This window comes from Cryptosporangium arvum DSM 44712, assembly GCF_000585375.1.
GTDB lineage: Bacteria > Actinomycetota > Actinomycetes > Mycobacteriales > Cryptosporangiaceae > Cryptosporangium > Cryptosporangium arvum.
In genome coordinates, this window is record NZ_KK073874.1 from 5,167,135 (window position 1) to 5,189,941 (window position 22,807).

General features: G+C 73.1%; 25 protein-coding genes. 10 read left to right on the plus strand and 15 right to left on the minus strand.

The genetic code is table 11. From position 1 onward, the window contains the following. Positions 1 to 36: 36 nt before the first annotated feature. Positions 37 to 1,569, minus strand: coding sequence for a serine/threonine-protein kinase (locus CRYAR_RS43505; protein WP_051570847.1), 1,533 nt, complete (start codon positions 1,567 to 1,569; stop codon positions 37 to 39). A 236-nt stretch (positions 1,570 to 1,805) separates the two neighbouring features. Here CRYAR_RS43505 and CRYAR_RS23345 point away from each other — a divergent pair, with 236 nt between their 5' ends. Then, positions 1,806 to 2,570 carry a GNAT family N-acetyltransferase gene (locus tag CRYAR_RS23345; RefSeq protein ID WP_035855220.1) on the plus strand — a complete coding sequence of 255 codons (765 nt, stop codon included), beginning with the start codon at positions 1,806 to 1,808 and terminating at the stop codon, positions 2,568 to 2,570. A 40-nt stretch (positions 2,571 to 2,610) separates the two neighbouring features. On the opposite strand, the gene CRYAR_RS23350 is transcribed toward CRYAR_RS23345, so the two are convergent. The 5 genes from CRYAR_RS23350 to CRYAR_RS23370 are packed head-to-tail and all read right to left on the minus strand — an operon-like array spanning position 2,611 to position 6,782. After that, positions 2,611 to 3,654 (minus strand): isopenicillin N synthase family dioxygenase, encoded by a 1,044-nt coding sequence (locus tag CRYAR_RS23350; protein ID WP_035855221.1) that lies wholly within the window; start codon positions 3,652 to 3,654, stop codon positions 2,611 to 2,613. 11 nt (positions 3,655 to 3,665) lie between these two features. After that, the gene (locus CRYAR_RS43510) at positions 3,666 to 4,070 is read right to left on the minus strand and encodes an ester cyclase (RefSeq protein WP_051570848.1); all 405 of its coding nucleotides are present in this window, start codon (positions 4,068 to 4,070) and stop codon (positions 3,666 to 3,668) included. After that, on the minus strand, positions 4,067 to 4,639 hold the full coding sequence (locus tag CRYAR_RS23360; protein ID WP_035855224.1) for a helix-turn-helix domain-containing protein: 573 nt from the start codon (positions 4,637 to 4,639) through the stop codon (positions 4,067 to 4,069). Before CRYAR_RS23360 ends, CRYAR_RS43510 begins: the two co-directional genes overlap by 4 nt. Next, positions 4,636 to 5,997 (minus strand): FAD-binding oxidoreductase, encoded by a 1,362-nt coding sequence (locus CRYAR_RS23365; protein WP_051570849.1) that lies wholly within the window; start codon positions 5,995 to 5,997, stop codon positions 4,636 to 4,638. The genes CRYAR_RS23360 and CRYAR_RS23365 overlap by 4 nt, the downstream gene beginning before the upstream one ends. After that, the gene (locus CRYAR_RS23370; RefSeq protein WP_035855226.1) at positions 5,994 to 6,782 is read right to left on the minus strand and encodes an ABC transporter ATP-binding protein; all 789 of its coding nucleotides are present in this window, start codon (positions 6,780 to 6,782) and stop codon (positions 5,994 to 5,996) included. Before CRYAR_RS23370 ends, CRYAR_RS23365 begins: the two co-directional genes overlap by 4 nt. A gap of 160 nt (positions 6,783 to 6,942) precedes the next feature. On the opposite strand from CRYAR_RS23370, the gene CRYAR_RS23375 reads away from it, so the two are divergent. The 3 genes from CRYAR_RS23375 to CRYAR_RS23385 are packed head-to-tail and all read left to right on the plus strand — an operon-like array spanning position 6,943 to position 10,642. Next, a complete protein-coding gene (locus CRYAR_RS23375; protein ID WP_035855229.1) occupies positions 6,943 to 7,959 on the plus strand; it encodes an ABC transporter substrate-binding protein in 1,017 nt (338 codons plus the stop codon). Further along, positions 7,956 to 9,125, plus strand: a complete 1,170-nt coding sequence (locus CRYAR_RS23380) for a mandelate racemase/muconate lactonizing enzyme family protein (RefSeq protein ID WP_035855230.1) — start codon at positions 7,956 to 7,958, stop codon at positions 9,123 to 9,125. The genes CRYAR_RS23375 and CRYAR_RS23380 overlap by 4 nt, the downstream gene beginning before the upstream one ends. Continuing rightward, positions 9,122 to 10,642 (plus strand): ABC transporter permease, encoded by a 1,521-nt coding sequence (locus CRYAR_RS23385; protein ID WP_035855234.1) that lies wholly within the window; start codon positions 9,122 to 9,124, stop codon positions 10,640 to 10,642. The genes CRYAR_RS23380 and CRYAR_RS23385 overlap by 4 nt, the downstream gene beginning before the upstream one ends. Here CRYAR_RS23385 and CRYAR_RS23390 read toward each other — a convergent pair. The 6 genes from CRYAR_RS23390 to CRYAR_RS23415 form a co-directional block, all read right to left on the minus strand. Then, positions 10,626 to 11,702 carry a VWA domain-containing protein gene (locus CRYAR_RS23390; protein WP_035855237.1) on the minus strand — a complete coding sequence of 359 codons (1,077 nt, stop codon included), beginning with the start codon at positions 11,700 to 11,702 and terminating at the stop codon, positions 10,626 to 10,628. The genes CRYAR_RS23385 and CRYAR_RS23390 overlap by 17 nt on opposite strands. Continuing rightward, a complete protein-coding gene (locus CRYAR_RS23395; RefSeq protein WP_035855238.1) occupies positions 11,702 to 12,667 on the minus strand; it encodes a VWA domain-containing protein in 966 nt (321 codons plus the stop codon). The genes CRYAR_RS23390 and CRYAR_RS23395 overlap by 1 nt, the downstream gene beginning before the upstream one ends. Further along, positions 12,664 to 13,557, minus strand: coding sequence for a DUF58 domain-containing protein (locus CRYAR_RS23400; RefSeq protein ID WP_035855242.1), 894 nt, complete (start codon positions 13,555 to 13,557; stop codon positions 12,664 to 12,666). Before CRYAR_RS23400 ends, CRYAR_RS23395 begins: the two co-directional genes overlap by 4 nt. A 5-nt stretch (positions 13,558 to 13,562) precedes the next feature. Continuing rightward, complete coding sequence (locus CRYAR_RS23405) at positions 13,563 to 14,573, minus strand: AAA family ATPase (RefSeq protein ID WP_245620497.1); 1,011 nt, start codon at positions 14,571 to 14,573, stop codon at positions 13,563 to 13,565. Between the two features lie 2 nt (positions 14,574 to 14,575). Continuing rightward, positions 14,576 to 15,307: a S1C family serine protease gene (locus CRYAR_RS23410; RefSeq protein WP_211247601.1), complete on the minus strand. Its 732-nt coding sequence runs from the start codon at positions 15,305 to 15,307 to the stop codon at positions 14,576 to 14,578. Between the two features lie 179 nt (positions 15,308 to 15,486). Then, positions 15,487 to 15,825, minus strand: a complete 339-nt coding sequence (locus CRYAR_RS23415) for a winged helix-turn-helix transcriptional regulator (RefSeq protein ID WP_035855246.1) — start codon at positions 15,823 to 15,825, stop codon at positions 15,487 to 15,489. A gap of 84 nt (positions 15,826 to 15,909) precedes the next feature. Here CRYAR_RS23415 and CRYAR_RS23420 point away from each other — a divergent pair, with 84 nt between their 5' ends. The 4 genes from CRYAR_RS23420 to CRYAR_RS23435 all read left to right on the plus strand — a co-directional run bounded on the left by CRYAR_RS23420 (position 15,910) and on the right by CRYAR_RS23435 (position 18,854). Further along, positions 15,910 to 16,767, plus strand: coding sequence for an NAD(P)-dependent oxidoreductase (locus CRYAR_RS23420; protein WP_035855251.1), 858 nt, complete (start codon positions 15,910 to 15,912; stop codon positions 16,765 to 16,767). After that, on the plus strand, positions 16,764 to 17,606 hold the full coding sequence (locus CRYAR_RS23425) for an NAD(P)-dependent oxidoreductase (RefSeq protein WP_035855253.1): 843 nt from the start codon (positions 16,764 to 16,766) through the stop codon (positions 17,604 to 17,606). The genes CRYAR_RS23420 and CRYAR_RS23425 overlap by 4 nt, the downstream gene beginning before the upstream one ends. A 61-nt stretch (positions 17,607 to 17,667) precedes the next feature. Then, the gene (locus CRYAR_RS23430; RefSeq protein ID WP_035855255.1) at positions 17,668 to 18,174 is read left to right on the plus strand and encodes a SigE family RNA polymerase sigma factor; all 507 of its coding nucleotides are present in this window, start codon (positions 17,668 to 17,670) and stop codon (positions 18,172 to 18,174) included. Continuing rightward, positions 18,171 to 18,854: a hypothetical protein gene (locus tag CRYAR_RS23435; RefSeq protein WP_035855257.1), complete on the plus strand. Its 684-nt coding sequence runs from the start codon at positions 18,171 to 18,173 to the stop codon at positions 18,852 to 18,854. Before CRYAR_RS23430 ends, CRYAR_RS23435 begins: the two co-directional genes overlap by 4 nt. Here the strand turns inward: CRYAR_RS23435 and CRYAR_RS23440 are convergent. Then, positions 18,843 to 20,063 carry a glycosyltransferase family protein gene (locus tag CRYAR_RS23440; RefSeq protein WP_035855260.1) on the minus strand — a complete coding sequence of 407 codons (1,221 nt, stop codon included), beginning with the start codon at positions 20,061 to 20,063 and terminating at the stop codon, positions 18,843 to 18,845. The two genes, CRYAR_RS23435 and CRYAR_RS23440, sit on opposite strands and share 12 nt — an antisense overlap. A gap of 161 nt (positions 20,064 to 20,224) precedes the next feature. On the opposite strand from CRYAR_RS23440, the gene CRYAR_RS23445 reads away from it, so the two are divergent. Beyond that, entirely contained in the window at positions 20,225 to 21,394 is a 1,170-nt protein-coding gene (locus CRYAR_RS23445; RefSeq protein WP_211247602.1) for an AI-2E family transporter, read from the plus strand. Between the two features lie 132 nt (positions 21,395 to 21,526). After that, positions 21,527 to 21,763 (plus strand): hypothetical protein, encoded by a 237-nt coding sequence (locus CRYAR_RS23450; protein ID WP_157018002.1) that lies wholly within the window; start codon positions 21,527 to 21,529, stop codon positions 21,761 to 21,763. Between the two features lie 44 nt (positions 21,764 to 21,807). On the opposite strand, the gene CRYAR_RS23455 is transcribed toward CRYAR_RS23450, so the two are convergent. Together CRYAR_RS23455 and CRYAR_RS23460 are read right to left on the minus strand one after the other, a co-directional pair. Continuing rightward, a complete protein-coding gene (locus CRYAR_RS23455) occupies positions 21,808 to 22,446 on the minus strand; it encodes an SRPBCC family protein (RefSeq protein WP_035855264.1) in 639 nt (212 codons plus the stop codon). Between the two features lie 6 nt (positions 22,447 to 22,452). Further along, positions 22,453 to 22,788 carry an ArsR/SmtB family transcription factor gene (locus CRYAR_RS23460; RefSeq protein WP_035855266.1) on the minus strand — a complete coding sequence of 112 codons (336 nt, stop codon included), beginning with the start codon at positions 22,786 to 22,788 and terminating at the stop codon, positions 22,453 to 22,455. Between the last annotated feature and the right edge of the window lie 19 nt (positions 22,789 to 22,807).

Below are 22,807 nucleotides of genomic sequence, written 5' to 3' on the forward strand. Positions count from 1 at the left end.
ACCTAACCGGCGGGGCGCGGGTGCGGGCGGGCGGGGTCAGCCACCGCGCTGCAGCTGGCCGATGACCACGCCCGCTCCGACGCTCACCGCGGCGAGCAGCGCGATCACGGCTGCCAGGATCACCCAGGTGCGCCGGCTGAACCCCTCGTCGGGGCGTTCCCAGGCCGCGATCCGGCGCTGCACCTCCTCCTCGGTCAGCTCCTCGGAGGGCCCGGACGGGAACGGCGGAGGCGCGTCCGGAGCCGCGTGCCGCCCGGCCCGTTCCCGCCCGTCACCGGCCCGGTCCGCGCTACCCCGCGAACCGCCCGGCGCGGAGCCGGACCAGGAGCCGCCGGCGCCCCGGCTCCACGCGTCGTCCGGCCCGGCGGCGGGCCACGCACCGCCCGGCGAGGGCTCGGCGAATCGCCGGTCGGCGGGCGCGGGCTCGGCGGGCCGCCGGCCGGTTTCGTCGCTCGGCCGCCGGCCGGTTCGGTCGCCGGGCCACCGCCCGGGTTCGTCCCCGGGGCGCCGGTCGGGTTCGTCCCCAGGGCGCCGGCCGGCCGGCGCGGGCCCGGCGGGTGGCCCGCCGGAGGGCGCGCCGCGGTCGCCGGGCCGTGCGTCGGGGGCGTCCGGGTGCAGGGCGCCGGCTCCGCCGCGGAGACGGCGGCGGGGCGCCGGCGCGGTCGGGGTCCGGATCGCCCCGGCGCGGTCGGACATCGCGCGCAGCACGTCCTCCTCGACCCGCAACGGCGGTTCCGCCCGGGTCAACCAGTCCGCCCCGAGTTCGGCCGCCGCCGCGGCCGCCAGCAACAACGCGAAATCCTTGGCCGACGCGGTGCGCTCGGCCGGATCACGCGTCAGGGCCTGCCCCAGCACCGCCGCGAACCGGTCGGACAACCCGCCCGGCAGATCGGGACCGCCGTAGATCTGCTGGTGCAGCATCTCCCGCACCGGCAGATCGGTCGGGAACGGCGGCCGCCCGGTGAGCATGTGATAGGTCACCCCACCGAGCGCGTACACGTCGGTGGCCGGGCGTACCGGCTGCCCCAGGATCTGCTCGGGGGCCGCGTACCCCGGCGTTCCCACGAGCGACCCGCTCGTCACCACGCTGCCCTCGAAGATCTTCGCGAGCCCGAAGTCCGTCACCTTGGCCGCGCCGTCGGCGGCGAACAGCACGTTGTCGGGCTTCACGTCGCGGTGCACGATGCCCCGCAGGTGCGCGGCGTGCAGCGCGTCGGCGACCGACAACGCGATCGCGCACGCGCTCTCGGGCGTCAAGCCGGCGCGGAGCCGCGTGGTCAGCGTTCCGCCCGGGCAGTGCTCCATCACCAGCAGGCACAGCCCGGCGTCGTCGGCGTAGTCGTGCACGTGGACGACGTGCGGATGGTCGAACGCGGCCATCACCTGCGCCTCGGACAGGAACCGCCGCTCCAGCCCGGCGTCGGGCATCGCGAGCACCTTGATCGCGACCGGCCGCCCCAGCGACCGGTGCCTGCCCTCGAGCACCGTGCCGAAGCCTCCGCTGCCGACTTCCCGTCCCACCTCGTAGGACGGTAAGGCGGCGACGATCTTGGCGCGGTCGAACAGCACCCGCTAGACCTAGCACACTCAGGTGTGCGGCGCTCAGCGGGACGGCCGGACCGCCCGGCCGGTTCGTGCGCGAACCCTGAGGTACGATTCGCGGCACTCACCTCTCGTGAAGGAACGAAGCCCATGTTCACGGCGCCCCTCAGCGGTCGCCGCCGGTCCTGACGGCGACCCGATGGTCGCGGCTTCCGCATGCCGCGTGAACCCCGTCCGCCTTCACCCGTGAGGTCCTCCCTACCGTGGGAATCAACGTTCAGAGTTTCGCGGTCACCAATCTCCGGCGCCGCCCGGTGGCCCTCGAGGTCGCCGGGTTCGTCGTCGGGCTGGAACCGACCGACCCCAGCCCGTTCCTCAACTACGCGACGCCCTGGCCGGGCACCCGGCCGACGCCCGGTGACGTCGCCGCGCTGATCACCGCGTTCACCGAGCGCGGGCTCCGGCCCCGGCTGGAGTTCGCCCCCGACGCCGCCCCCGACGTCGAGCCGGCGCTGCGCCGGGCGGGGTTCACGACCGAGGCCGAGCACCAGTACCTGGCGTGCACACCGGACACGCTCGCACTGCCGCCCGGCCACCCCGGCGAGACACCCGGCCACCACGTGGAGACGCCACGCACCGACGAGGAGTTCGCGGCGATCGACGCCACGCTCTCCGAGGCGTTCGGCGGCGCCTTCGCCTCCTCCCCCGCGGGGGCCGCGCGCCTGCGACGCCAGCAGGAGCGGGGCGGCTTCGTGCGGTTCGTCCGGGCACCCGACGGCACCTGCGCGGGTGCCGCCGGGTGCTCGGCCCCGGCCGAGGGCACCGCCGAACTCGCGGGCGTTGGCACCCGGCCGGAGTACCGCGGCCGCGGCATCGCGGCGTCGGTCACCGCGGCGCTGACCGAGGCCGCGTTCGGCGCCGGCGCCGATTCGGTATGGCTCGAGTACGGCGGCGAGGGCTCCCGGCGCGTCTACGAGCGCGTCGGGTACCGCGTCGCCGGCCGGCGTCTCTACCTGTCGCTCGTCTAGTGCGGCCCGCCGGAGCGGCGCGCCGCTCCGGCGGGCCCGGTCAGGACGACGCCGCGCGCACCCGCCGCGCGCCGCGGTCGGATTCGGTGTAGAGCACCCCGGCCCGTGAGCCGCGCAGCTTCGCGTTGATGTGCTCGCCCACGGTGACCGGGCGGTACGCCGCCGGGTGGTCCTCGTCGACGCAGGTCGGGATCGTCTCGATCAGGGCGTCGACGTTGCCGTCGTGGAAGTACGCGGCCGAGCGCCGGCGCTGGATCGTGCCCCCGACGATCGGGGGCTTCACCCGGTGCAGCGTCGAGCGCCACCGGTCGTTGGTCCACTGCGCGGTCAGGTCACCGAGGTTCACCAGCAGCGCGCCGTCCGCGGGCCGGACGTCGTGCCAGGCCCCGTCGGCGCCGAGCACCTGCAGGCCCGCGACCTGGTCGGCCCAGAGCACGGTCACGATGCCGTAGTCGGTGTGCTCGCCCATCCCGGTGAGGTCCCCGTCGAGGTCGACGGTGCCCGGCGGCAGCGCGTAGTTGTTCAGGCGCATCACGTCGAGCGAGTGGTCGGTGAACGTCTCGAAGAAGCCGGACGGCAGTCCGAGCGCGTCGGCGAAGACGTGCGTCAGCACGTGCGCGACCCGGCCGGCCTCGGCGTAGTACGCCGAGACCCGCGTCCGGAACTCCGCGGACGGCCACACGTTCTCCGAGTAGTCCGACACCGGCAGGTCCAGCCCGGGGAACTCCGACGCGGCGGTGCCGACGTTGAACGCCTCGAAGAAGTCGTTCATCTTCGACGCCGACTCGACGCCGAGCGAGAGCGACAGCGATTCCGACCGCGGCGGCGTGTAGCCGCGATTCACGTCGGGCGGCAGCTGGTAGGCGCTCTTGGCCTCCGGGTCGAGCCCGAAGAACGAGTCCACCGCGGACCCCAGCCCCTCGATCACGCCCGACGGGACACCGTGCCCGAGCACCTGCACGAACCCGACGGTCGAGCAGGCCTCGTCCATCGCGCGCGCCACGGCGCTCCGGTCGGCGTCCGAATGGTCGTCGGGGTGGACGTACGGGCTGATGTCGATGGCGGGCACCTGGAACGCGCTCATGACTGAACTCCTCACCACAGTTCGGGCAGCACACCCAGCTGGTCGTAGACGTCGAGGCCGTCCCACATCGACCACAGCTCGACGATCCGCCGGTCGTCCACCCGGAAGATGTCGATGCCGTGCATCGTGACCACCCGCCCGGTCGCCGCGACCTTGCCGTACGGGCCGACGTGCGTGCCGGTCGTCGACCACTGCAGCACCACCCGGTCACCGTCGGCGAGCAGGCTCGACACCGACGTCGAGACGGCGGTGAACGCACCGAAGTAGCGGCTCGCGTCGTCCCGGACGGTCTGCACCGCCGACCCGTCGAACCCGGTCAGGTGCACGACGGCGTCGGCCGCGAACGCCTCGTCGATCGCCGTCAGGTCGCCGGATCCCCACAGCCGCCGGTGGTACGCGGCGATCAGGCCCTTCATCGACGCCGTCCTTCCTGGACGAACAGCAGGCGGGCGGTCTCGGCGCCGTAGCCGCGTACCCCCCGCCACCGGTGCGGCACGCCGCCGGGGTAGTAGAGCGTGTCGCCGGGGAGGAGCTCGTGCACGGAGTCGTCGAGCTCGACCAGGATCGAACCGGCCATCACGTGGATGAACTCCTCGCCCGGGTGCGTGTACCAGTCGCCCCATTCGTCCGGCGCCCCGACGAACAGCATCGGGTAGAGCGCGTGGGCGCCCGCGACGAGCGTCCGGCCGGTGCCCCCGGGGTTCTCCAGCGGCAGTCCGCCCCCGGCCCGCACCAGGCTCACCCCCACCCGGGGCTCGTCGGTCTCGGCCGCGGCCATCAGCGCCGGCTGGGTGGTGCCGAGCGCCTGCGCGATGCGGTGCAGCGACGACATGCTGGGACGCGACCGCCCCCGCTCGAGCTGGCTCAGGAACGAGTGCGAGAGATCGGCGGCGCGGGCCAGCTCGACGAGCGTCATCCCCCGCTCCTTGCGCAGCCGGCGCACCGACTCACCCAGCCGCGCGCCCGCTGCTTCGTCGACGCTCATCGCACCCCGATGTTCACCCGCGCGCCGGACGGCGGCTCGGGGAGCAACTTACCCGGGTTGAGCAGGCCCCTCGGGTCGGTGCGGGCCGCGGTGTCGATCACCAGGCCGACGTTGCGGTCGACGAACCACTGGTGCGGTGAGTGCACGTCGAGCCCGGCGGCTTCCATCCGGGGAATGCCGGCGAGAACCTCCTCCTCGGACCGGTACGGCGCGACGAGCATCGCGCCGGGGCCGTGCCCGAACAGCTCGAGGTGCAGGTGCACCGGGCCCGGGTAGCAGTCGCGCACCGCGTCGGGGTCGTCCCAGAGCGGCCGGCCGCCGATCTCCATGTGGAACAGCGGGGACCGCGGCCGGGCCCGCTGCAGGAACCAGACCGGGTGGTTGTACGACATCCCGGAGAGCCGGTCGGTCTCGGCGTAGTCGGCCAGCACCGCGACGACGTCGCCGCCGCCGGTGCGCACCAGCGCGGTGAGTGCGGCGACGGTCGAGGCCTCGGCGATCACGCGCAGGCTGTGACGCTCCGGGTCGAGCGCGACCGGCGTGGTCAGGGTGGGCACCAGCGCGGGCTCGTCGGCCGAGGCGAGGCGCGGTCGCACGGGCAGGTCGAGCAGTTGCCGATGGACGTCGGTCACGGCCCGGTAGGAGTCGAACGCCGCGTAGAGCGCCACCCACTCCCGGCGGTCGTCGGTGGCCAGCTCGGCCTCCACCACGATCCCGGTGACGCCGTAGGCGTGCACGTAGGGTTCGAGCGCGGCGCCCGAGACCGGGACGGTGCGGCCGCTGCCGTCCATCGGCACGACCGTCGCCGCGGTCACGAACCCGTCGGTCGTCGTGCCGTGCTCGATCGTGCCGGTACCGACGCTCCCGCCGCCGAGGAAGCCCCCGGCCGTGGAGTGTTTGGTGGAGGGGAACAGCCAGATGTCGCGCCCGGCGGCCCGGCCGACCCGATCGATCGTCGTGAGCCGGGCTCCCGCACCGACCGTGACCGTGCCCGCGTCGTTCACCCGGACGGTATCCAGGCCGCGCAGGTCGAGCAGGATGCCCCCGTCGAACGGCGTCGCCTGCCCGTAGTTGCCGGTACCGGCTCCCCGGGGTGTCACCGGCACCCCGGCCGCGAACGCCACCGCGAGGATCGCCGCGACGTCGTCACCGGTCCGCGGCCGCACCGCGACGTCGGCCACGTACCTTCCCGGTGGCACCTTCTCGCTCAGCACCGGCGACATCCGCGACCAGTCCGACGACAGCTTCACCAGCGCCGCCGGGTCGGTCTCCACCGCTCCGGCGCCGAGGCGCGCGATCTCCGCGGCCGCGGCCCGGGCGGCGGCGCGGACCTCGGCCCGCGAGCCGGCCGCGCTCACGCCCCGCGCCCCGCGGCGACGGCGGAGGCGTCACGGTCGACGCCCAAGAGGTCGCCGACCTCGTCCACGAGCGCGTGGAACTCGTCCGAGTGCAGCTGCGACGCCCGGCGCGGGCGGTCCAGCGGCACCGCGACGCGCGCCACCACCGTGCCCGGTCGTGGGCTCATCACGACGATCTGGTCGGCGAGCAGCACGGCTTCCGGGATCGAGTGGGTGACGAGCAGTGCGGTCGTCGGCCGCTGTTGCCAGATCGGCGGCAGCTCGACGTTCAGCCGGCGCCGGGTCAGCTCGTCCACCGCGCCGAAGGGTTCGTCGAGCAGCAGCAGGCGCGGCCGGGTCACCAGGCACCGCGCGATCGCCACGCGCTGACGCATCCCGCCCGAGAGCTGGGCCGGTCGCGCCGACTCGAACCCCTCGAGCCCGACCGTCCGGATCAGCTCGGCCACCCGCGCGGGGTCCGGTCGCCGCCCGGCCAGCTTCAGCGCGAGCGCCACGTTCGACGTCACGGTGCGCCACGGCAGCAGGTTCGCGTCCTGGAACGCCACCGCGACGTCACCGCGCGAGCGCAGCACGTCCGGCGGTTCACCGTCGACGAGCACCGACCCGCCGGTCTGCGTCTCCAGCCCGGCGATCATCCGCAGCAGCGTCGACTTGCCGCACCCGGACGGTCCCACCAGGGCGGTCAGGCTTCCCGGCGTCAGCGTCAGGTCGACGCCGTCCAGCGCCTGCACCCGCCCGAACGCCTTGCGCACCCCGTGAATCGTCACCGAGGGACCACTGTCCATCGCCGACACCTCCAGATGTTGATGACACCAACACTGACAGCTGGGCGATTGCCGGGGCCAGCTGTTTCTACGGATGTAACGACCTGCTGACCCACGCGCAATGCGACGGCGCGATGTTGCTCACACCAACATCGCGCCGGACCAGTCGAGAGGTCGCGCCATGAAGCGCCACGGCACATCCCGAATCCTGGCGGCTCTGCTCGCCCTCCTCGTCACGTTCACGGCCGCCTGCGGCGGGAACGACCAGGGCGGCGGCGACGGCGGCCCTACGACGATCCGCTTCGGCTTCAACTGGGTGCACGACGTCGAATGGGCCTCGTGGTACCTCGCCGAGAAGAACGGCTCGTTCGCGAAACACGGCGTCGACGTCACGCTCGTGCCGGGCGGCGAGAACACCCCGGCCGTCTCGCAGCTGATCGCGGCCGGGAAGGTCGACCTCGGCGTCGCCAGCGACGAGCTGCAGATCATCAACGCCAACAAGCAGGGCGGCGACTTCGTGCTCATCGGCGCGATGTACCAGCGGTCACCGTACGGCCTGACCTGGCTCACGACCTCGGGCATCGAGAAACCGGCGGATCTCGTCGGGAAGAAGATCGGTGGCCTGCAGGGTGAGCAGCCGCGGCTGGACGCGGTCTTCACGGCCAACGGCCTGACGCCCGACTACACGTTCGTGCCGGTGAGTTACGACCCGCAGCCGCTGGTGAAGGGCGACGTCGACGCGATCACGTCGTACTCGACGAACCAGACTATCTCGCTCGGCCTGCAGGGTGTGAAGACCACCGCGATCACGTTCTCGGACTTCGGCCTGCCGTCCTACGGCGACGTGTTGTTCGCGAGCCGGTCCTACCTCGACGACCACGGGGACGCGGTGGCCGGGTTCCTGGCCGCGCTGCGCGAGGGCATCGCCGCCAACGTGGCCGACCCGGCCGCCGGCGTCCGGACGCTCGTGGACACGTACGGCCAGGACACCAAGGTCGACGAGAAGTACGCGGCCGCCGCCAACCCGGCCTACATCGCGTTGCTGGACAGCCCGTACACCGAGCAGCACGGGCGGCTCGCGATCGACGAGAAGTTCCTGGCCGACAAGGTGTTCGCCGGCTACCGGCAGGCCGGCGAGAAGGACCTGCCCGACGTGAAGGAATTCGTCGACCTGTCCTACCTGGAGAAGTCGGCATGAGAATCGTGCGGGTCGAGCCGGTCCTCCTCGGTTACCCGAAGTCCGATCCCCCGATGCGGCGCAGCTTCGCGCTGGTCCGGATCACCGCCGCGAACGGCCTCACCGGCTGGGGCGAGGCCAGCACGAACTGGGGCCACAGCTACCCGACCGTGTTCGCGACCGCGGTGCGTGACGTGTGCGCAGGCATCCTGATCGGGCACGAGGCCCGGGACGTCCGGGGCCGGGTGGCCGATCTGCGGACCCATCTCGACGGTTACCTGGGCCGGGACGGCCTCACCGGACAGCTGGTGGGCGCGTGCGAGATGGCGCTCTGGGATCTGGCCGGCCAGGCGCTGGGCGCCCCGGTCTGCGAACTGCTGGGGGCGGTGCGGCGGCCGATCCGCCTCTACGGCACCGGAACGACGATGTTCGACGCGTCGCCGCACTGGCACGCCCGGTACTTCGACCAGGCGCTGGGCGCCGGGTTCCCGGGCGTCAAGGTGCGCCTCGGGCGGACACCGGACGAGGACGTGGCCGTCGTGGCGGCCGTCCGCGCCCACGTCGGCCCGGACGTCTCGATCGGGGTGGACTCGTACTGGTTCCACGACGCCCGCACCGCGCTGGCGCTGGCGTCGCGCCTGGTCGAGGAGGGCGTGGACTTCTTCGAGGAGCCGGTGCCGCAGCACCGGCACTCCGACCTGGTGTGGCTCACCGCGCGCAGTCCCATCCCGATCGCGGTCGGCGAGCGGGTGGGCTCGCCGGACGCGTTCGCGCGGCTGGCCGACGACCGGGCCGCGGACGTGTTCCAGCCCGACGCGTCGATCTGCGGTGGGCTGCTGGCCTGCCTGGACGTCGCGGCGATCGCCGCGCAGCACGGGATCCGGGTGGTGCCGCACGTCGGTGGTCCGACGGCCGTGGGGCTGGCCGCCAACCTGCACTGGGCGACGGCCGCCGGGGTCGAGGAGATGGAGTTCGACATCGACCCGTACCAGCCGCTCGTCGACGAGGTCAGCCCGGCGCTGGCGCTCACCGCGGTCCGGAACGGGTCGGCGGCCGTGCCCGACCGGCCCGGCCTCGGCATCGACGTCCCCGACGACCTTCCCGACCGCTTCCCCTACGTACCGGGCGACACCTACGCCGAGCTCTTCCCCGACCACGAACGCGGCCGCTCCGGGGCCCCGGCGTGAGGCGGGCGCGGATCGCGGCCGTCGGCGGGATCGCGCTCCTGGTCCTGGCCTGGGAACTCGCGGGACGGGCCGGGCTCGCGGACGGGTTCGTGCTGACGCCCGGCGCGGCGATCGCGCCCCTGGGCGAGGACCGCGCCCTCTACGCCCGCTCGGCGGCGGCCACGTTCGGCGCGGCCGCGTGGGGCCTGCTCTACGGCGGTGGCCTGGCGGTGCTCGCCGCGCTCGCCGCCGACCAGGTGGCGAGCCTGCGCGGCGCGGTCGACCGGCTCGCCGCGCTGGCGAACTCCGCCCCCTGGGTCGCGGTCGGCCCGATCGTGCTGCTGGTCGCGGGCGCCGAGGCCGGCCCGGTCGCGATCGCCGCGATCGCGGTCTTCTTCTACGTGTTCGTCGCGGCCGCCCGCGGGCTGGCCGCCTCGCCGCGCAGCAGCCACGAATGGTTCACGTCGCTCGGCGCCGGCCGGGTGCGGCGGCTGATCTCGCTGCAGGCGCCGCGGTCGCTGCCGTCGCTCGCCGAGGGGTTGAAGCTGGCCGCGCCGGCCGCGGTGGCCGGAGCGGTGTACGGCGAGTGGTACGGCGCCGAGCGCGGGCTCGGCGTCCTGCTGGTCAACGGCATGCGTAGCGCCCGCCCGGAGCCGATCTGGGCCGCGGCGCTGGTCTGCGCGACGGGTGGCCTGATCGCGTACGGGGTGCTCGCCGCGCTGCAGAACGCCGCCGGGAGACGCTTCGGAGCCACCCTCGCCGGCCACGAGACACCCCGGCGGAGAGGCTCCCTCGTCGCACTGGCCGAGATCGGCCTCTTCGCCGCGCTCGCGATCGGCGCCTGGGAGGCCTGGATCCGTCTCGGCGAGGTCTCCCCGCTCGTCGCCCCGGGCCCCGACCGGGTCCTGGACGATCTGCGGGCCGACCCCGGCGCGTACCTGAGCGCCGCCGGCCACACGCTCGGCACCGCCGGTCTCGGCCTCCTGATCGGCGCGACGACCGGGATCGCCCTCGCGGCGCTCTGCTGGTGGTCGGCGATCGTCGCGGGCATCACGGTGCCGGGCCTCGTGCTGATGGCCGCGACCCCGCTCGTCGCGTTGTTCCCGCTGTTCGCGCGGGTCTTCGGCTACTCCGGCGGAACGGTCGTCGTCATCACGTCGTTCATGGTGCTGCTGCCGGGATTCGTCTACACCCGCGCCGGCCTGACCGCCGCGCTCGACGGCCACCGCGACATGGCGCGGTCGTTCGGCGGATCGAGGCGTGCGGTGTTCACCGAGGTCGCGGTGCCCAGCGCGCTCCCCCACCTCGCGACCGGCCTGCGCATCGCGGCCGGCTCCGCGGTCGTCGCGGCGGTCGTGGCGGAGTCGCTGATCGGCACCGCCGGTCTCGGCGTCGACTTCACGTACGCCTACTCGCTGCTGCGGATGCCCCGGGCGTTCGGCGCGGCCGTGCTCATCGTCCTGGTGTCGCTCGTCGTGTTCGCCGCGTTCGGCCGCCTCGAGCGGCTGGTCCACGGCCGTTTCAGCGCAGCACCCTAGGCCGTGACCACCACAGCGAGAGGCCCACGCCGGTGAACACCAGCACCACGGCCACCAGCACGAACCACACCGTGATCTCGACGTCCACGCGCTGCAGGCCGATCTCGCTCGGCAGATCCTCGAGGACGTCGGCGAGCTGGTCGGCGTCCTGGGCCTTGAAGTAGCGGCCGCCGGTCAGGTCGGCGACCTGGGTCAGCGCGGCCTCGTCGATCTGCTGGATCCGCCGCCCGCCCCCGCGCGGGCCGCCGCCCCAGTTGCCACCGGTCAGGTCACCGGAGACCTGCTCGGGCGTGCACACCATCGGTGCGGGCTCGGTCGAGCCGAAGCCGATCGTGAACACGCGCACCCTTCGGGCGGCGGCCTGCTCGGCCGCGGTCACCGGGTCGACGCCCTGCGTGTTGGAGCCGTCGGTGAGCACGACGATCGAGTCGGGCTCGTAGTCGCCCAGCGGCGCCGGGGTCGCCCCTCCCGGCGGCGCGGCGCTGTCGCCGAGGTTGACGCCGCTGGCCGCGACGTCGGGGTTGATCTCGGCGATCGCGTCGATCGACGTGAGGATCGCCTGCCCGATCGCGGTGCCGCGGGCGGTGGTGAGCCCGTCGATGGCCGCGATCAGCGCGTCCTGATCGGTAGTGGGGGCCACCAGCAGACCGGCGATGCCGGAGAACGCGACGAGCCCGATCCGGGTGCCGTTGTCCTGCGAGCGGATGAACTCCCGCGCGGCGTCGCTGGCCACCGCCAGCCGGTTCGGCGCCACGTCGGTCGTGCACATCGACCCGGACACGTCGATCGCGAGCAGGATCGTGCTCTGGTCGGTGGGCACGGTCACCGACGCCTGCGGCCGGGTCAGCCCGGTGCCCAGCACCAGCAGCCCGGCCAGGAACAGGATCAGCGGGATCCGGCGCCGCCAGGCCGAGCGCCCCGGTAGCGCCGCCTTGATCAGCGCGACGCTGGAGACCTGGATCGCGGTGCGCTTGCGCCGCCGGTTGAACCACCACCGGGCGAGCAGCAGCAGCGGCACCGCCAGCAGCGCGAGCAGCGCCCACGGCCAGTGCAGCGACATCAGACGATCCTTCCGTGCCAGCGGGTCATCAGCAGGGCGCCGAGCAGCAGCAACACCAGCGCGGCCCCGGCCACCGGCGCGGTCAGCTCGAGCGGCTCCTTCTTGCTGGTCAGCCGGAGATCGATCGCGCCGGCCGCGTCGGACACCTCGTCGGTGTCCGCGGCCCGGTGGTACGAGCCGCCGGTCGTCTTCGCGATCGACGTCAGCTGCTGCTCGTCCAGCGCGGTAGCCAGCTGGTAGCCGTCGACCGCGACCGTGGTGCCCTGGGTGGTGCCCACGCCCACGGTCTGGATGCGCACGCCCGCGGTGGCCGCGAGGTCGGCCGCCGCCTGCACGTCCGCGCCGCCGGTCTCCTCGCCGTCGCTGAACAGCACGATCGTCGCCGAGGGCCAGTAGCCGAGGTCGGGCGGCGGCGCGCCCTCGGCCGGCAACGCGACCGGTTTCCCGGTGATCGTGCCGAGCGAGGCCAGGATCGCCTGGCCGAGCGAGGTACCACCGGTGCCGCCGACGCGCTTGATCGCGGCGAGCGCCGTGGTGCGGTCGTCGGTCGGCTCCTGCGTGGTGAGCGCCTGGTCACCGAAGACGACGACGCCGATGTCGACCGAGCTCGGCTGGGCCTCCACGAACGCCACCCCGGCCTCCTGCGCGGCCGCGAGCCGGCTCGGTTGCAGGTCGTCGGCCTTCATGCTGTTCGACGCGTCGAACACGAGCATCACGGTGCCCGCGACCCGGGGCACGACGACCGTCGCCTCCGGACGCGCCAGCCCCACCAGCAGCAGCGGGAGGGCGGCCAGCAGCAGGGCGTACGGCAGGTGGCGGCGGACCGCCGCGCGTTTCGAGGAACCGGTGAGGCCCGCGGCGGCCAGTGCGGCGGTACGCCGTCGCTGCAAGGTCACGTACCCCGCCACCGCCGCTCCGGTGACGAGCACGGCGGCGATCAGCACGATCGGATAGTGGAGGCTCACCGGCGGCTCCGCCGGACGAGCCCCACCAGGGCCGGCACGAACTCCTCGTCGGTGCCGATCCGGTGCGCGGTGACCCCGGCGCGCGCCAGGCCGCTGTCCACCGCGTCGTCCCGGGCCCGGGCCTGCTCGCCCAGCCGGCGCTGCAGCAGCGGGTCGCTGGTGTCGACGAGCAGCTGCTCACCGGTCTCCGCGTCCTGCACCAGGATCAGTCCCACGTCGGGCAGCGCGGACTCGACCGGGTCGGCGATGCGGACGGCCACGACCTCGTGCCGGTGCACCAGGCGGGTGAGCGACCGGTCCCAGCCGGGTTCGGCGATGAAGTCCGACAGCACGAACACCAGCGCGCGCCGCCGGGACGTCGTCGACGCGGCCAGGCGCAGCATGGCGTCCAGGTCGGTGGTGGTGCCGGAGCCGGCCGAATCGACCCGGGACAGCTCACGCGCGAGCCGTAAGACCTGGTTACGCCCGGACCGCGGCGGAATGATCTGGTGCGACCCGTTGTCGTAGAGGATCGCGCCGACCCGGTTGCCGCCCTTGACCATCAGCTGGGCCAGGCTCAGCGCCAGCTCGGTGGCGAGCGAGGCCTTCCCGGCGTCGGAGCGCCCCACCCGCATCGACGCCGACGTGTCGACGACGAGCCATGCGGTGAGCTCGCGGTCCTCGGTGTACTGGCGCACGAACGGCTCGTCGAGGCGCGCGGTGACGTTCCAGTCGATGTGCCGGACGTCGTCCTCGGGCGTGTAGGACCGCAGGTCGGAGAAGTCGATGCCGGTACCGCGCCACACGGTGCGGTAGGCACCCTGCAGACGCCCGTCGAGGCGTCGGCCGACCTTCCACTCCAGGCGGCGGAGCAGGCGTTCCGGGGCGGTGCGATCCGGCTGCGGAGCCACCGGGCTCAGCCGCCCCGGCCGGCCGGCTCCGGCACCTTCAGCGCGCCGAGGATGCCGGTCAGCACGACGTCGGCGGTGACGTCGTCGGAGAGCGCCTCGTACGAGAGCACGAGGCGGTGGCGCAGCACGTCGAGCGCGAGGTCGGTGACGTCCTCGGGCACGACGTAGTCGCGACCGCGCAGGAACGCGAGCGCCCGCGCGCCGAGTACGAGGCTTATCGACGCCCGGGGGCTGGCGCCGTAGGTGATGTAGCGCCCCAGGTCCCCCACACCGGCCCGGGCCGGGTCGCGGGTGGCGGCCGAGAGGCGCACCGCGTACTCGATCAACGCCGGATCGACGTAGACCTGGTCGGCCTCGCGCTGCATCGCGACCAGCCGCTCGGGGTCGATGATCGCCTGGATCGCCGCGCCCGCCGCGAGCGCGCGCTCGACGATCACGAACTCCTCGGTGTCGCTCGGGTAGCCGACCAGCACCTTCATCATGAACCGGTCGACCTGGGCCTCGGGCAGCGGATACGTGCCCTCGGACTCGATCGGGTTCTGCGTGGCCATCACCAGGAACGGCTCGGGGACGGTGAACGTCTCCCGGCCGATCGTCACCTGCTGCTCCTGCATGACCTCGAGCAGCGCGCTCTGCACCTTGGCCGGCGCGCGGTTGATCTCGTCGGCCAGCAGCAGGTTGGTGAAGACCGGGCCGAGCGAGACCTGGAACTCCCCGGTGGGCTGGTGGTAGACCCGGGTGCCGAGGATGTCGGCGGGAACCAGGTCGGGGGTGAACTGCACCCGGTGGAACTGGCCGCCGATCGCCTCGGCGAGCGACTTCACCGCGAGCGTCTTGGCCAGGCCGGGCACTCCCTCGACGAGGATGTGGCCCCGCGCGAGCAGCGCGACGAGTAACCGTTCGAGCAGCAGGTCCTGGCCGACGATCGTCTTCTTGACCTCGTAGAGGACCTGCTCGGTCGGGCTGCTCGCGGGCGAGCTCGCACCGCCCCCGTTCCAGTTCACCATGGTTCTCATCTCTAGAGTGGTGGCTGCCTGCCGTCGCCCTCGCCGGCCCCGAGCGCGGAACCGATCGGGACGGCGAACCCGACGCCGATGAACGTGCCGGCGTCGGTGGGGTTGGCCAGCGCGACGACGATGCCGATCACCTGGCCCTGGGAGTTGAGGAGCGGGCCGCCGGAGCTGCCCGGGTTGACCGCGGCGTCGAACTGGATCAGCCCGGCGAGCGGGGCGGCGCCGGAGCGGGCCACGGTGCGGTTCAGCCCGGACACGACGCCGGTGGTCGTGGTGTCGACGAGCCCGAGCGGGTTGCCGATGGCGACGACGTCGTCGCCGATCGCCGGGCCGCCGCCGAGCGTGGCCGGCACGACGACGTCCGGCAGCCGCTCCGGGACGAGCACGGCGATGTCGATCTCGGGGGCGGAGTCGGCGACGGTCGCCGGTGATCGGGTGCCGTCGGCGAACGTCACGGTGACCGCGGTGGCGCCCTCGACGACGTGGAACGCGGTGAGGATCGTGCCGTCGGCGTTCGCGACGACGCCGGTGCCGAGCGCGCTGCTCATGCCCTTGGTGCGGTCGCCGCGGCCGTTGGCCTGGATGAGCACCACCGACGGGGCGAGGGTGCGGAACACCTCGGCCGTGGTGAGCGACGGGCTCTGCGACGGCGACGGCGAGGGTCGGGCGGCCGCGGGGGCCTGGTCGCCGCCGCCGCGGAGCACGACGAACGCGGTGAGGGCCAGCGCCCAGGACACGACGGCGACGATGAGTAATCGACGTGGCCACTTCCGCCGCTTTTGCGGCTCATCCGGCACAGGTGTCACGGCTTCATCGCCCATGTGCCGCACCACTTGATCCTAGGCCGGGCCTCGGCATGTGTGAGCCTTTCCCTGCGTAGGAATCAGCTGTGCGGACGGTTATCTCCCACCATATTTCACGGAGCGGCGAGCCGGGCCGATCGCTGCGTTCCCCACACGCCCAGCGGCCGGAGAGCCTCGTTCAGTGACCGACCGTGATCGGTCAGCGAGTACTCCACCCGCGGCGGCACCTCGCGGTAGACCTCCCGGTGGACCAGCCCGTCCTCTTCCATCTCACGCAGGTGCTGGACCAGCATCTTCTCGCTGACGCCCGGCAGCCCGCGCTTGAGCTCCCCGAACCGGCGGGTGCCGTTGTCGAGCTCCCAGAGGATCAGCGACTTCCACTTGCCCGAGACGACGTCCATCGCCGCGTCGATGCCGCAGATGTAGGGCCCCCGCCGGGCATTCGTAGCCATGACCTCGATCCTTACCTTCCAGTGAGTAGTGCACTAAATAGTAGGTACTTGTCGCCCGGGAGGTACCGGCAAAGGATCGAATCCATGAGCACGACATTCCTGGGACTGGGAGCGATGGGCCGCGCACTCGCGGCGACGACGACGGCCGCGGGCGAGCCGGTGACGGTCTGGAACCGCAGCGCCGGACGGGCCGGCCGGATGGCCGGTACGACGGTGGCCGGCAGCGTGCCGGAGGCTCTCGCCGGCGACGGCGCGATCGTGGTCTGCCTGTTCGACCACGCCTCCGTGCACGAGGTGCTCGACCCGGTGGCCGGCGCGGTGCGCGGCCGCACCGTCGTCAACCTCACCACGACGACGCCCGCCGAATCGCGGGAGCTGGCCGGGTGGGCCGCGACGCACGGGGTCACCTATCTGGACGGTGCGATCATGGCCGTCCCCGAGATGATCGGCGGGCCGGGGGCACAGATCTTCTACAGCGGGTCGGCCGAGGCCTACGGGACCCACCGCGCGCTGCTGGAGCGGTGGGGGGCGAGCACGTTCTTCGGTACCGACGCCGGGCTGGCGTCGGTCTACGACCTGGCCATGCTGACCGGCATGTACGCGATGATCGGCGGGTTCCTGCAGGGGGCGGCGATGCTGGCCGCCGAGGGTGTGCAGGCGTCCGCGTTCGCGGCCCGCCAGGTCCCCTTCCTGGCCGCGATGACCGGGCAGCTGGCCGGCTACGCGGCGACCGTCGACGACCGGGACTACGAGGGCCCCGGCCAGCAGTCGCTGCGGTTCACCGACACCGCGCTGGCCGCGCTGCGCCGGGCCACCGCCGAGCAGGGCGTCGGTGGCGACGTGCTGGCGCCGGTGGCCGGGCACGTCCGGCGCCAGATCGACGCCGGGTTCGGCGACCACGGCACCGCCCGCCTCTTCGAGTCGCTGCGGAGCACCCGGTGAACGTCACCGTGCTGGGCCTGGGTCCGATGGGCCGGGCGATGGCCGGGGCGTTCTCCGCGGCCGGGCACGACGTGACGGTGTGGAACCGCACCGCCTCCCGGGCCGACGGCCTCGCGGTGTCGGTGGCGGCCACCCCGGCCGAGGCGGTCGCGGCGAGCGAGCTGATCGTCCTGAGCCTCACCGACTACCCGGCGATGGACTCGATCCTCTCCGGCGTCGGGGACTTCGCGGGCCGGACGCTCGTGAACCTCAGCTCGGACACCCCGGACGCCTCCCGCGAGGCCGCCGCACGGTACCCCCGGTTCCTCACCGGCGGGGTGATGGTGCCGGCCCCGGTCGTCGGCACGCCCGGCGCCTCGGTCCTCTACAGCGGCCCGGCCGAGGTGTTCCGGGCCTACGAGGACGTCCTGCGGGTGATCGGCGAACCGCGGTACCTGGGCGCGGATCCCGGCCTGGCGCAGCTGTTCTACCAGGCGTACCTGGACGTCTTCCTCACCGCGCTGTCCGGCCTGCTGCACGCGACGGCGCTGGTCACGGCCTCCGGCGTCCCGGCCGCGCGGTTCCTGCCCAGTGCCCTGGAGTTCCTCGCGCTCACCCCGGCGATGGTCGGCGACGGCGCGGAGATCGCCCGCCGGGTCGACACCGGGGACCATCCCGGAGCGCTGAGCACCGCCCGGATGATGGGTGCCACCGCCGATCACGTCGTGCGCACCGCGGCCGCGTCCGGCGTCGACACCGGTCTGGCCGAGGCCGTGCGCTCGCAGTACGACCGGGCGATCGCGGCCGGGCACGGCAGCGACGGCTGGACCGCACTGTACGAAGTGATCCGCGCGAAATAGTTTCGGGACCGGACAACCCCCGCGAGGGCGCCGTTCGTCCATCCGGGCGAAGGAGGTGCCCATGCATCGACGAACACTGGACGCAGAGTTCGCCGGCTTCGTTCGGGAGCACCGCGTCGACCTGATGCGGACCGCCCGCCTGCTCAGCAGCGGCGATCCGCACCGGGCCGAGGATCTGGTGCAGACCGCCCTGGTCCGGGCCTACACGGCCTGGAGCCGGGTGCGTTCCAGCGACCATCCGGTCGCCTACGTCCGCCGAAGCATCGTCAACGCACACATCGACGAAAGCCGGCGGCCGTGGTGGCGGCGTGAACGGTCGGTGGCGCTGCCACCGGAAGTCACCGTCACCATCGCCGACGACGATCTCGGGGACGCGGTGCGAAGCGCGCTCGCCTCGTTACCCCCGAAGATGCGTGCGGTCATCGTGCTCCGGCACTGGCTCGACCTGAGCGTCGAACAGACCGCCGAGTGGCTCGGATGCACCCAGGGGACCGTGAAATCGCAGAACGCGAAGGCGGTCGCCAAGCTGCGGCACCTCCTCACTCCAGAAGGGCAGACCACCCGATGAACGACATCAAGCGCCTGCTCGCCGAAGCTCTGAACGAGGAGTCCACTCCGATGACTGTTGACCCCAGCGAGGACGTCGCCCGCGGACACCGGCACCTGGTCCGCCGCCGCACCGCGCTCGTGGGCGGCCTCGCCGCGGCCGCGCTGCTGGTGGGGGGCGGGGCCGTGTTGCTCGGTTCCGGCGCCACCGGCGACGACGACCGGACCACCGACCTGGCCAGGACCGTCGTCCAGGAGACGACGACGGCGCCCGCACCGGTCACCCAGCAGGTGACGCTCGTCGCGTATACCGGCAAGCAGCCCAAGGGCTACAAGGTCGCCCAGGTGCCCGACGGCTGGGAGATCCAGGGCGGCACCCCGTCGTCGCTGGTGATCGCGCCGAAGGACGCGAAGGACAAGGACCCGAACTCGTTCCTCGACAAGATCGCGGTGCTCTCGACGTCGTCGGACACCCCGCCGGAGTCGCTGCGCGAGGGCACCCCGGTCCCGATCGGCAGCGTCACCGGGTACTACCGCGCCGACGCCGGCGGCGGCACGCAGATCCTGACGTACCAGGACACCGCCTCCGGTCGCTGGGTCGACGTGCAGATCCCGCCGAGCCTGCACTGGGGCGCCGACCGGATCGCCGAGTTCGCCGCCGGTGTGACGGTCGTGGGCGGCGCCGGCGACTCACACGGCTGAGCGCAGGTGCGCGACCGGCCAGCGGCGGTCGAAGAGGGTCGGGTCGCCGGCGTCCTCGGCCCGCAGCGTCTCGATCAGGCGCACGTAGCCCTCGAGGTCCAGGTCGCGCACCAGCGTCAGGAGTTCGGCGGCCTCGCCGGTCACCGGCTCGACCGGCGCCACGAAGCGGTCGTAGAGGTCGACGACCTGCTTGACCATCGCGAGGTGGCGGGCGCCGGGGTCCACCGAGGGGAAGTTCGTCGCGGCGAAGTCCTCGGTGAACACGATCGGCTCGACCGCGAGTGACCCGGCCCCGTAGCGCTGCGCCAGGTGAATGAGCAGCTCGACGTCGAACGTCTCGTTGAACGACGTCATCTCGCTCAGCACCGGGCGCAGCGCGTCGGCGTCGAACGCCTTGAAGCCGGCCTGGGTGTCGAGCACGTGCGCCAGCGACGGGATCAGCAGCGCACGCACGTAGTGCCGGAAGAGGACGATCAGCTTGTCGGGCTTGTCGCCGGTGCTCTGCGGCTCGACCGACGGGCCGTCCGGCTTCACCAGCACGGCGCCCTCGAGGCCGTAGCGCTGGCCGAGGGTGGCGACCGCGCCGCCGGCGATCGGCGCGATCAGCGAACCGAGCTGCGCGAGGTTGGCCGAGAGGTCGGCGTCGGTGTAGGCGACGACGTGCCGGTGCTCCGGCCCGGCCGCGACGGCGTCGGCCAGCGCGGCCAGGATCGACCCGCCCTTGCGTGACTGGTCGGTGGAGGTCAGCCCCGCGAACTCCGGGCTGATCGGCGTGCCGAGCCGCTCCGCCAGCCGGATCACCCGGACGCTGCGGTGCCCGCTCGCCGGGTACCCCTCGGCCTCGACGATGCCGGCCATCACGTCGGCGCTGCTCGGATCGTCCGGGCACCCGTCGTCGCACGCGACGATGCTCCAGGTGACGCCGGGTAGCCCGGCGGTGAGCCAGTCGAGCTGGCGCACCTTGGCCCGCACGAAGTCCTCGCCGTGCGGGTGCTCCGAGCGCGGAACGATCCGCCCGGTCTCCCCGTACATCGCCCACACCACCGTGAGGTGCACGGGGCCGGTGACCGCGGCGAGCCGCTCCCGCGATAGGGCCACCGCCGCGGCCTCCGCGGCCACCGCGGGGCCGTGGTCACCGGCGCCGGTCAGCACGGCTTCGTTCTGCTCGGAATCGGTCAGATCGCGCACGAGCGCCGAAGTCTGCTCCACGCCGAGTGATCGTAGGGCCACGCATCCACCGCCGTGGCCCCGCCCCACCTCATCCCGCCGCCGCGCGGCGGTCGGCGACGCAGCGGTGGATCTCGGAGGTACGACGGGAATTCGGCCAGGCGTTCACCGGCGGAGCAGGCGTCACTCCTAAGGTGAGCCCCATGCTGAGCTCGTCGAAGACCCGGGCCGCGCTCTCCAACTCGGCGCGGATCTCGATGCAGGTGCTCCTCCTCCTCCTGATGACCTGGGTGACGCTGTGGATCCTGGGCAAGGCCTGGTCGATCCTCTGGCCGCTCGTGGTGGCGCTGCTGATCACCACGCTCACCTGGCCCCCGACCCGGTTCCTGCGCAAGCACGGCTGGCACCCGGCGCTGGCCGCGTCCACCGTCACGATCGGCTTCCTGCTGCTCGCGATCGGGACGATCGTCGGGATCGCGCTCCCGGTCGCGGCGCAGTCCGGCGACCTGGCCGACGGGATCGTCGACGGTGTCGGGCGGTTGCGTGACTGGGCCTCCGGACCGCCGCTGAACATCAGCGACGACCAGATCAGCAAGGCCCTGGACACGGTGACCTCGCGGGTGCAGGACAGCGCGGGCAGCATCGCGAGCGGCGCGCTGACCGGTGTCAGCGTGATCACGAACGGGCTGATCACGATCGTGCTGGCGCTGTTCCTGATGTTCTTCTTCCTCAAGGACGGGCCGAAGTTCGTCCCGTGGATGCAGCGCCAGCTGCCGGGCCGGCTCGCGACCGACGTCCCGACGGTGGCCGCGCGGTCGTGGCTGACGCTCGGGTCGTTCGTCCGCTCCCAGGCCGCGGTCGGCCTGCTCGACGCGATCTGCATCGGCGTCGGACTGTGGATCGTGGGCGTGCCGCTGGTGTTGCCGCTCGCGGTGCTGACGTTCGTGGCGGCGTTCATCCCGATCGTCGGTGCGGTGTTCGCCGGGTTCGTCGCCGTGGTGATCGCGCTGGTGTTCAACGGGTTGACCGACGCGTTGATCGTGCTGGCGATCATCCTGCTCGTGCAGCAGCTGGAGGGGAACATCTTCCAGCCGATGCTGCAGTCGCGCGGGCTCGGCCTGCACGCCGCGGTGGTGCTGCTGGCGGTGACGCTCGGCGGAAGCCTGTTCGGGATCGTCGGCAGCCTGCTGGCGGTGCCGGTGGCGGCGATCATCGCGGTGATCTGGAACTACATCCGCGAGCAGCTCGCGGATCCCGATCCGGACGCCGAGCCCAACGCCGAGCCCGAACCCACCGACCCCGCTCCCGCGCCGGAGTCCGCGGCCGAGCCGACCCCGGCCGCCGGTCCGATCACCGGCGCGACTCCGGCCTGAGCGCCGGGCCGCCGGCGCGCCGCGCGTTAGAGCGGCATTGCTCTGGGTAGTCCGATCACTGCGGAGCGCAACCGGGGCGTCCCGTCCGTCGATCGGCGACGCCCCGCGGGGCGTCCTGCGCAAGGAGCAGCCATGACCCAGTCGCCACCGTCCAAGGCACCCGAAGTCTTAGTGCCCGTGCCCGGAGACACGCCGACCGCCGAGGCCACCGGCCCGTCGAAGAAACCCGGCCGCACCCGGGCCGCGGGCGTGGCCGGCGCCGCGGCGGTGGCCGTCGTGGCCGCGCTGGTGCGCCGCAAACGCCGCGCCGCCGCCACCCCGTCACCCTGGTACCGCCGCACGACCGGCCGCCGCACGAGCCGTCGCTAGCCTTCGCCCGGCGCCGACCACCGGTCGGCGCCGGGCGGGGCCGATCAGGACTCGGCGGTGTAGGCCTCGTACGTGCGCCGGGCCGCGGCGCGGGCCGCCTCGGGGTCGTCGCCGGCCGCGATCGCGGCCTCGGCCCAGGCCTCGCTGCTGCGCTCCAGGTACGCCCTGCCCCGCGGCGACGCCGCCCACGCCGCCGCGGCGGCCGGATCCGCCGGTGTCGACGTCGGGTCGGCCAGGTGGTTCACCAGGCCCCAGAGCCCCATCTCCCAGCCGAGCCCGGTCGCGCCGGGCCCGAACTGCTCCCAGAGCGCGTCGTCCACGTGCGCGACGTGCTCGAGCTCGAACCGGGTGTGCCCCTCCCCCGCGGGCGTGAGCCGCACGGTGATCCAGCTGACCATGCCACCGAACTCCCACGTCGCCGCGTAGGAGTGCGGTTTGTCGCACGCGGTGATCGTGCCGCCGGCGTTCCCTTCCAGCTGGTAGTGACCACCCTGCTTCAGCTCGCCGGAGATCGGCAGGAACCAGCGCGGGATCCGCTCGGCGGTGGCGACCGCCTCCCACAGATCGTCGATGTCGGTGGCGTAGACCTGGTCGATCGTCGCGACCTTGGCCGTCCGCCCGTCCACCTCGCGGTTCGACAACCCGCGGGTCACGGCGTCGATCTGCTCGTTCTCGTCAGGCATCCGGGATCACTCCGCTTGTCGTCGCTGTCGTTTACCGCGGGCCACCTCGGTGGCCAGCGCGTCGAGATGCGGTCGCCAGAACCTCCGGAACTGCCCCAGCCAGTCGTCGGCGGCACGCAGCGCGGTCGCGTCGACCGCGTAGAGCCGGCGCGCGCCGTCCGGGCGCACGGTCGCGAACCCGTTCTCCCGGAGCACTTTCAGGTGCTGGGACACGGCCGGCTGGGAAATTCCGAACTCGCCCCGGACGACGTCGGTGATCGCGCCGGAGGGCTGCTCACCGTCGGCGAGCAGCTCCAGGATCCGGCGCCGCACCGGGTCGCCGAGGACGTCGAACGCATGCACGGCGCCCAGAGTATCAGCA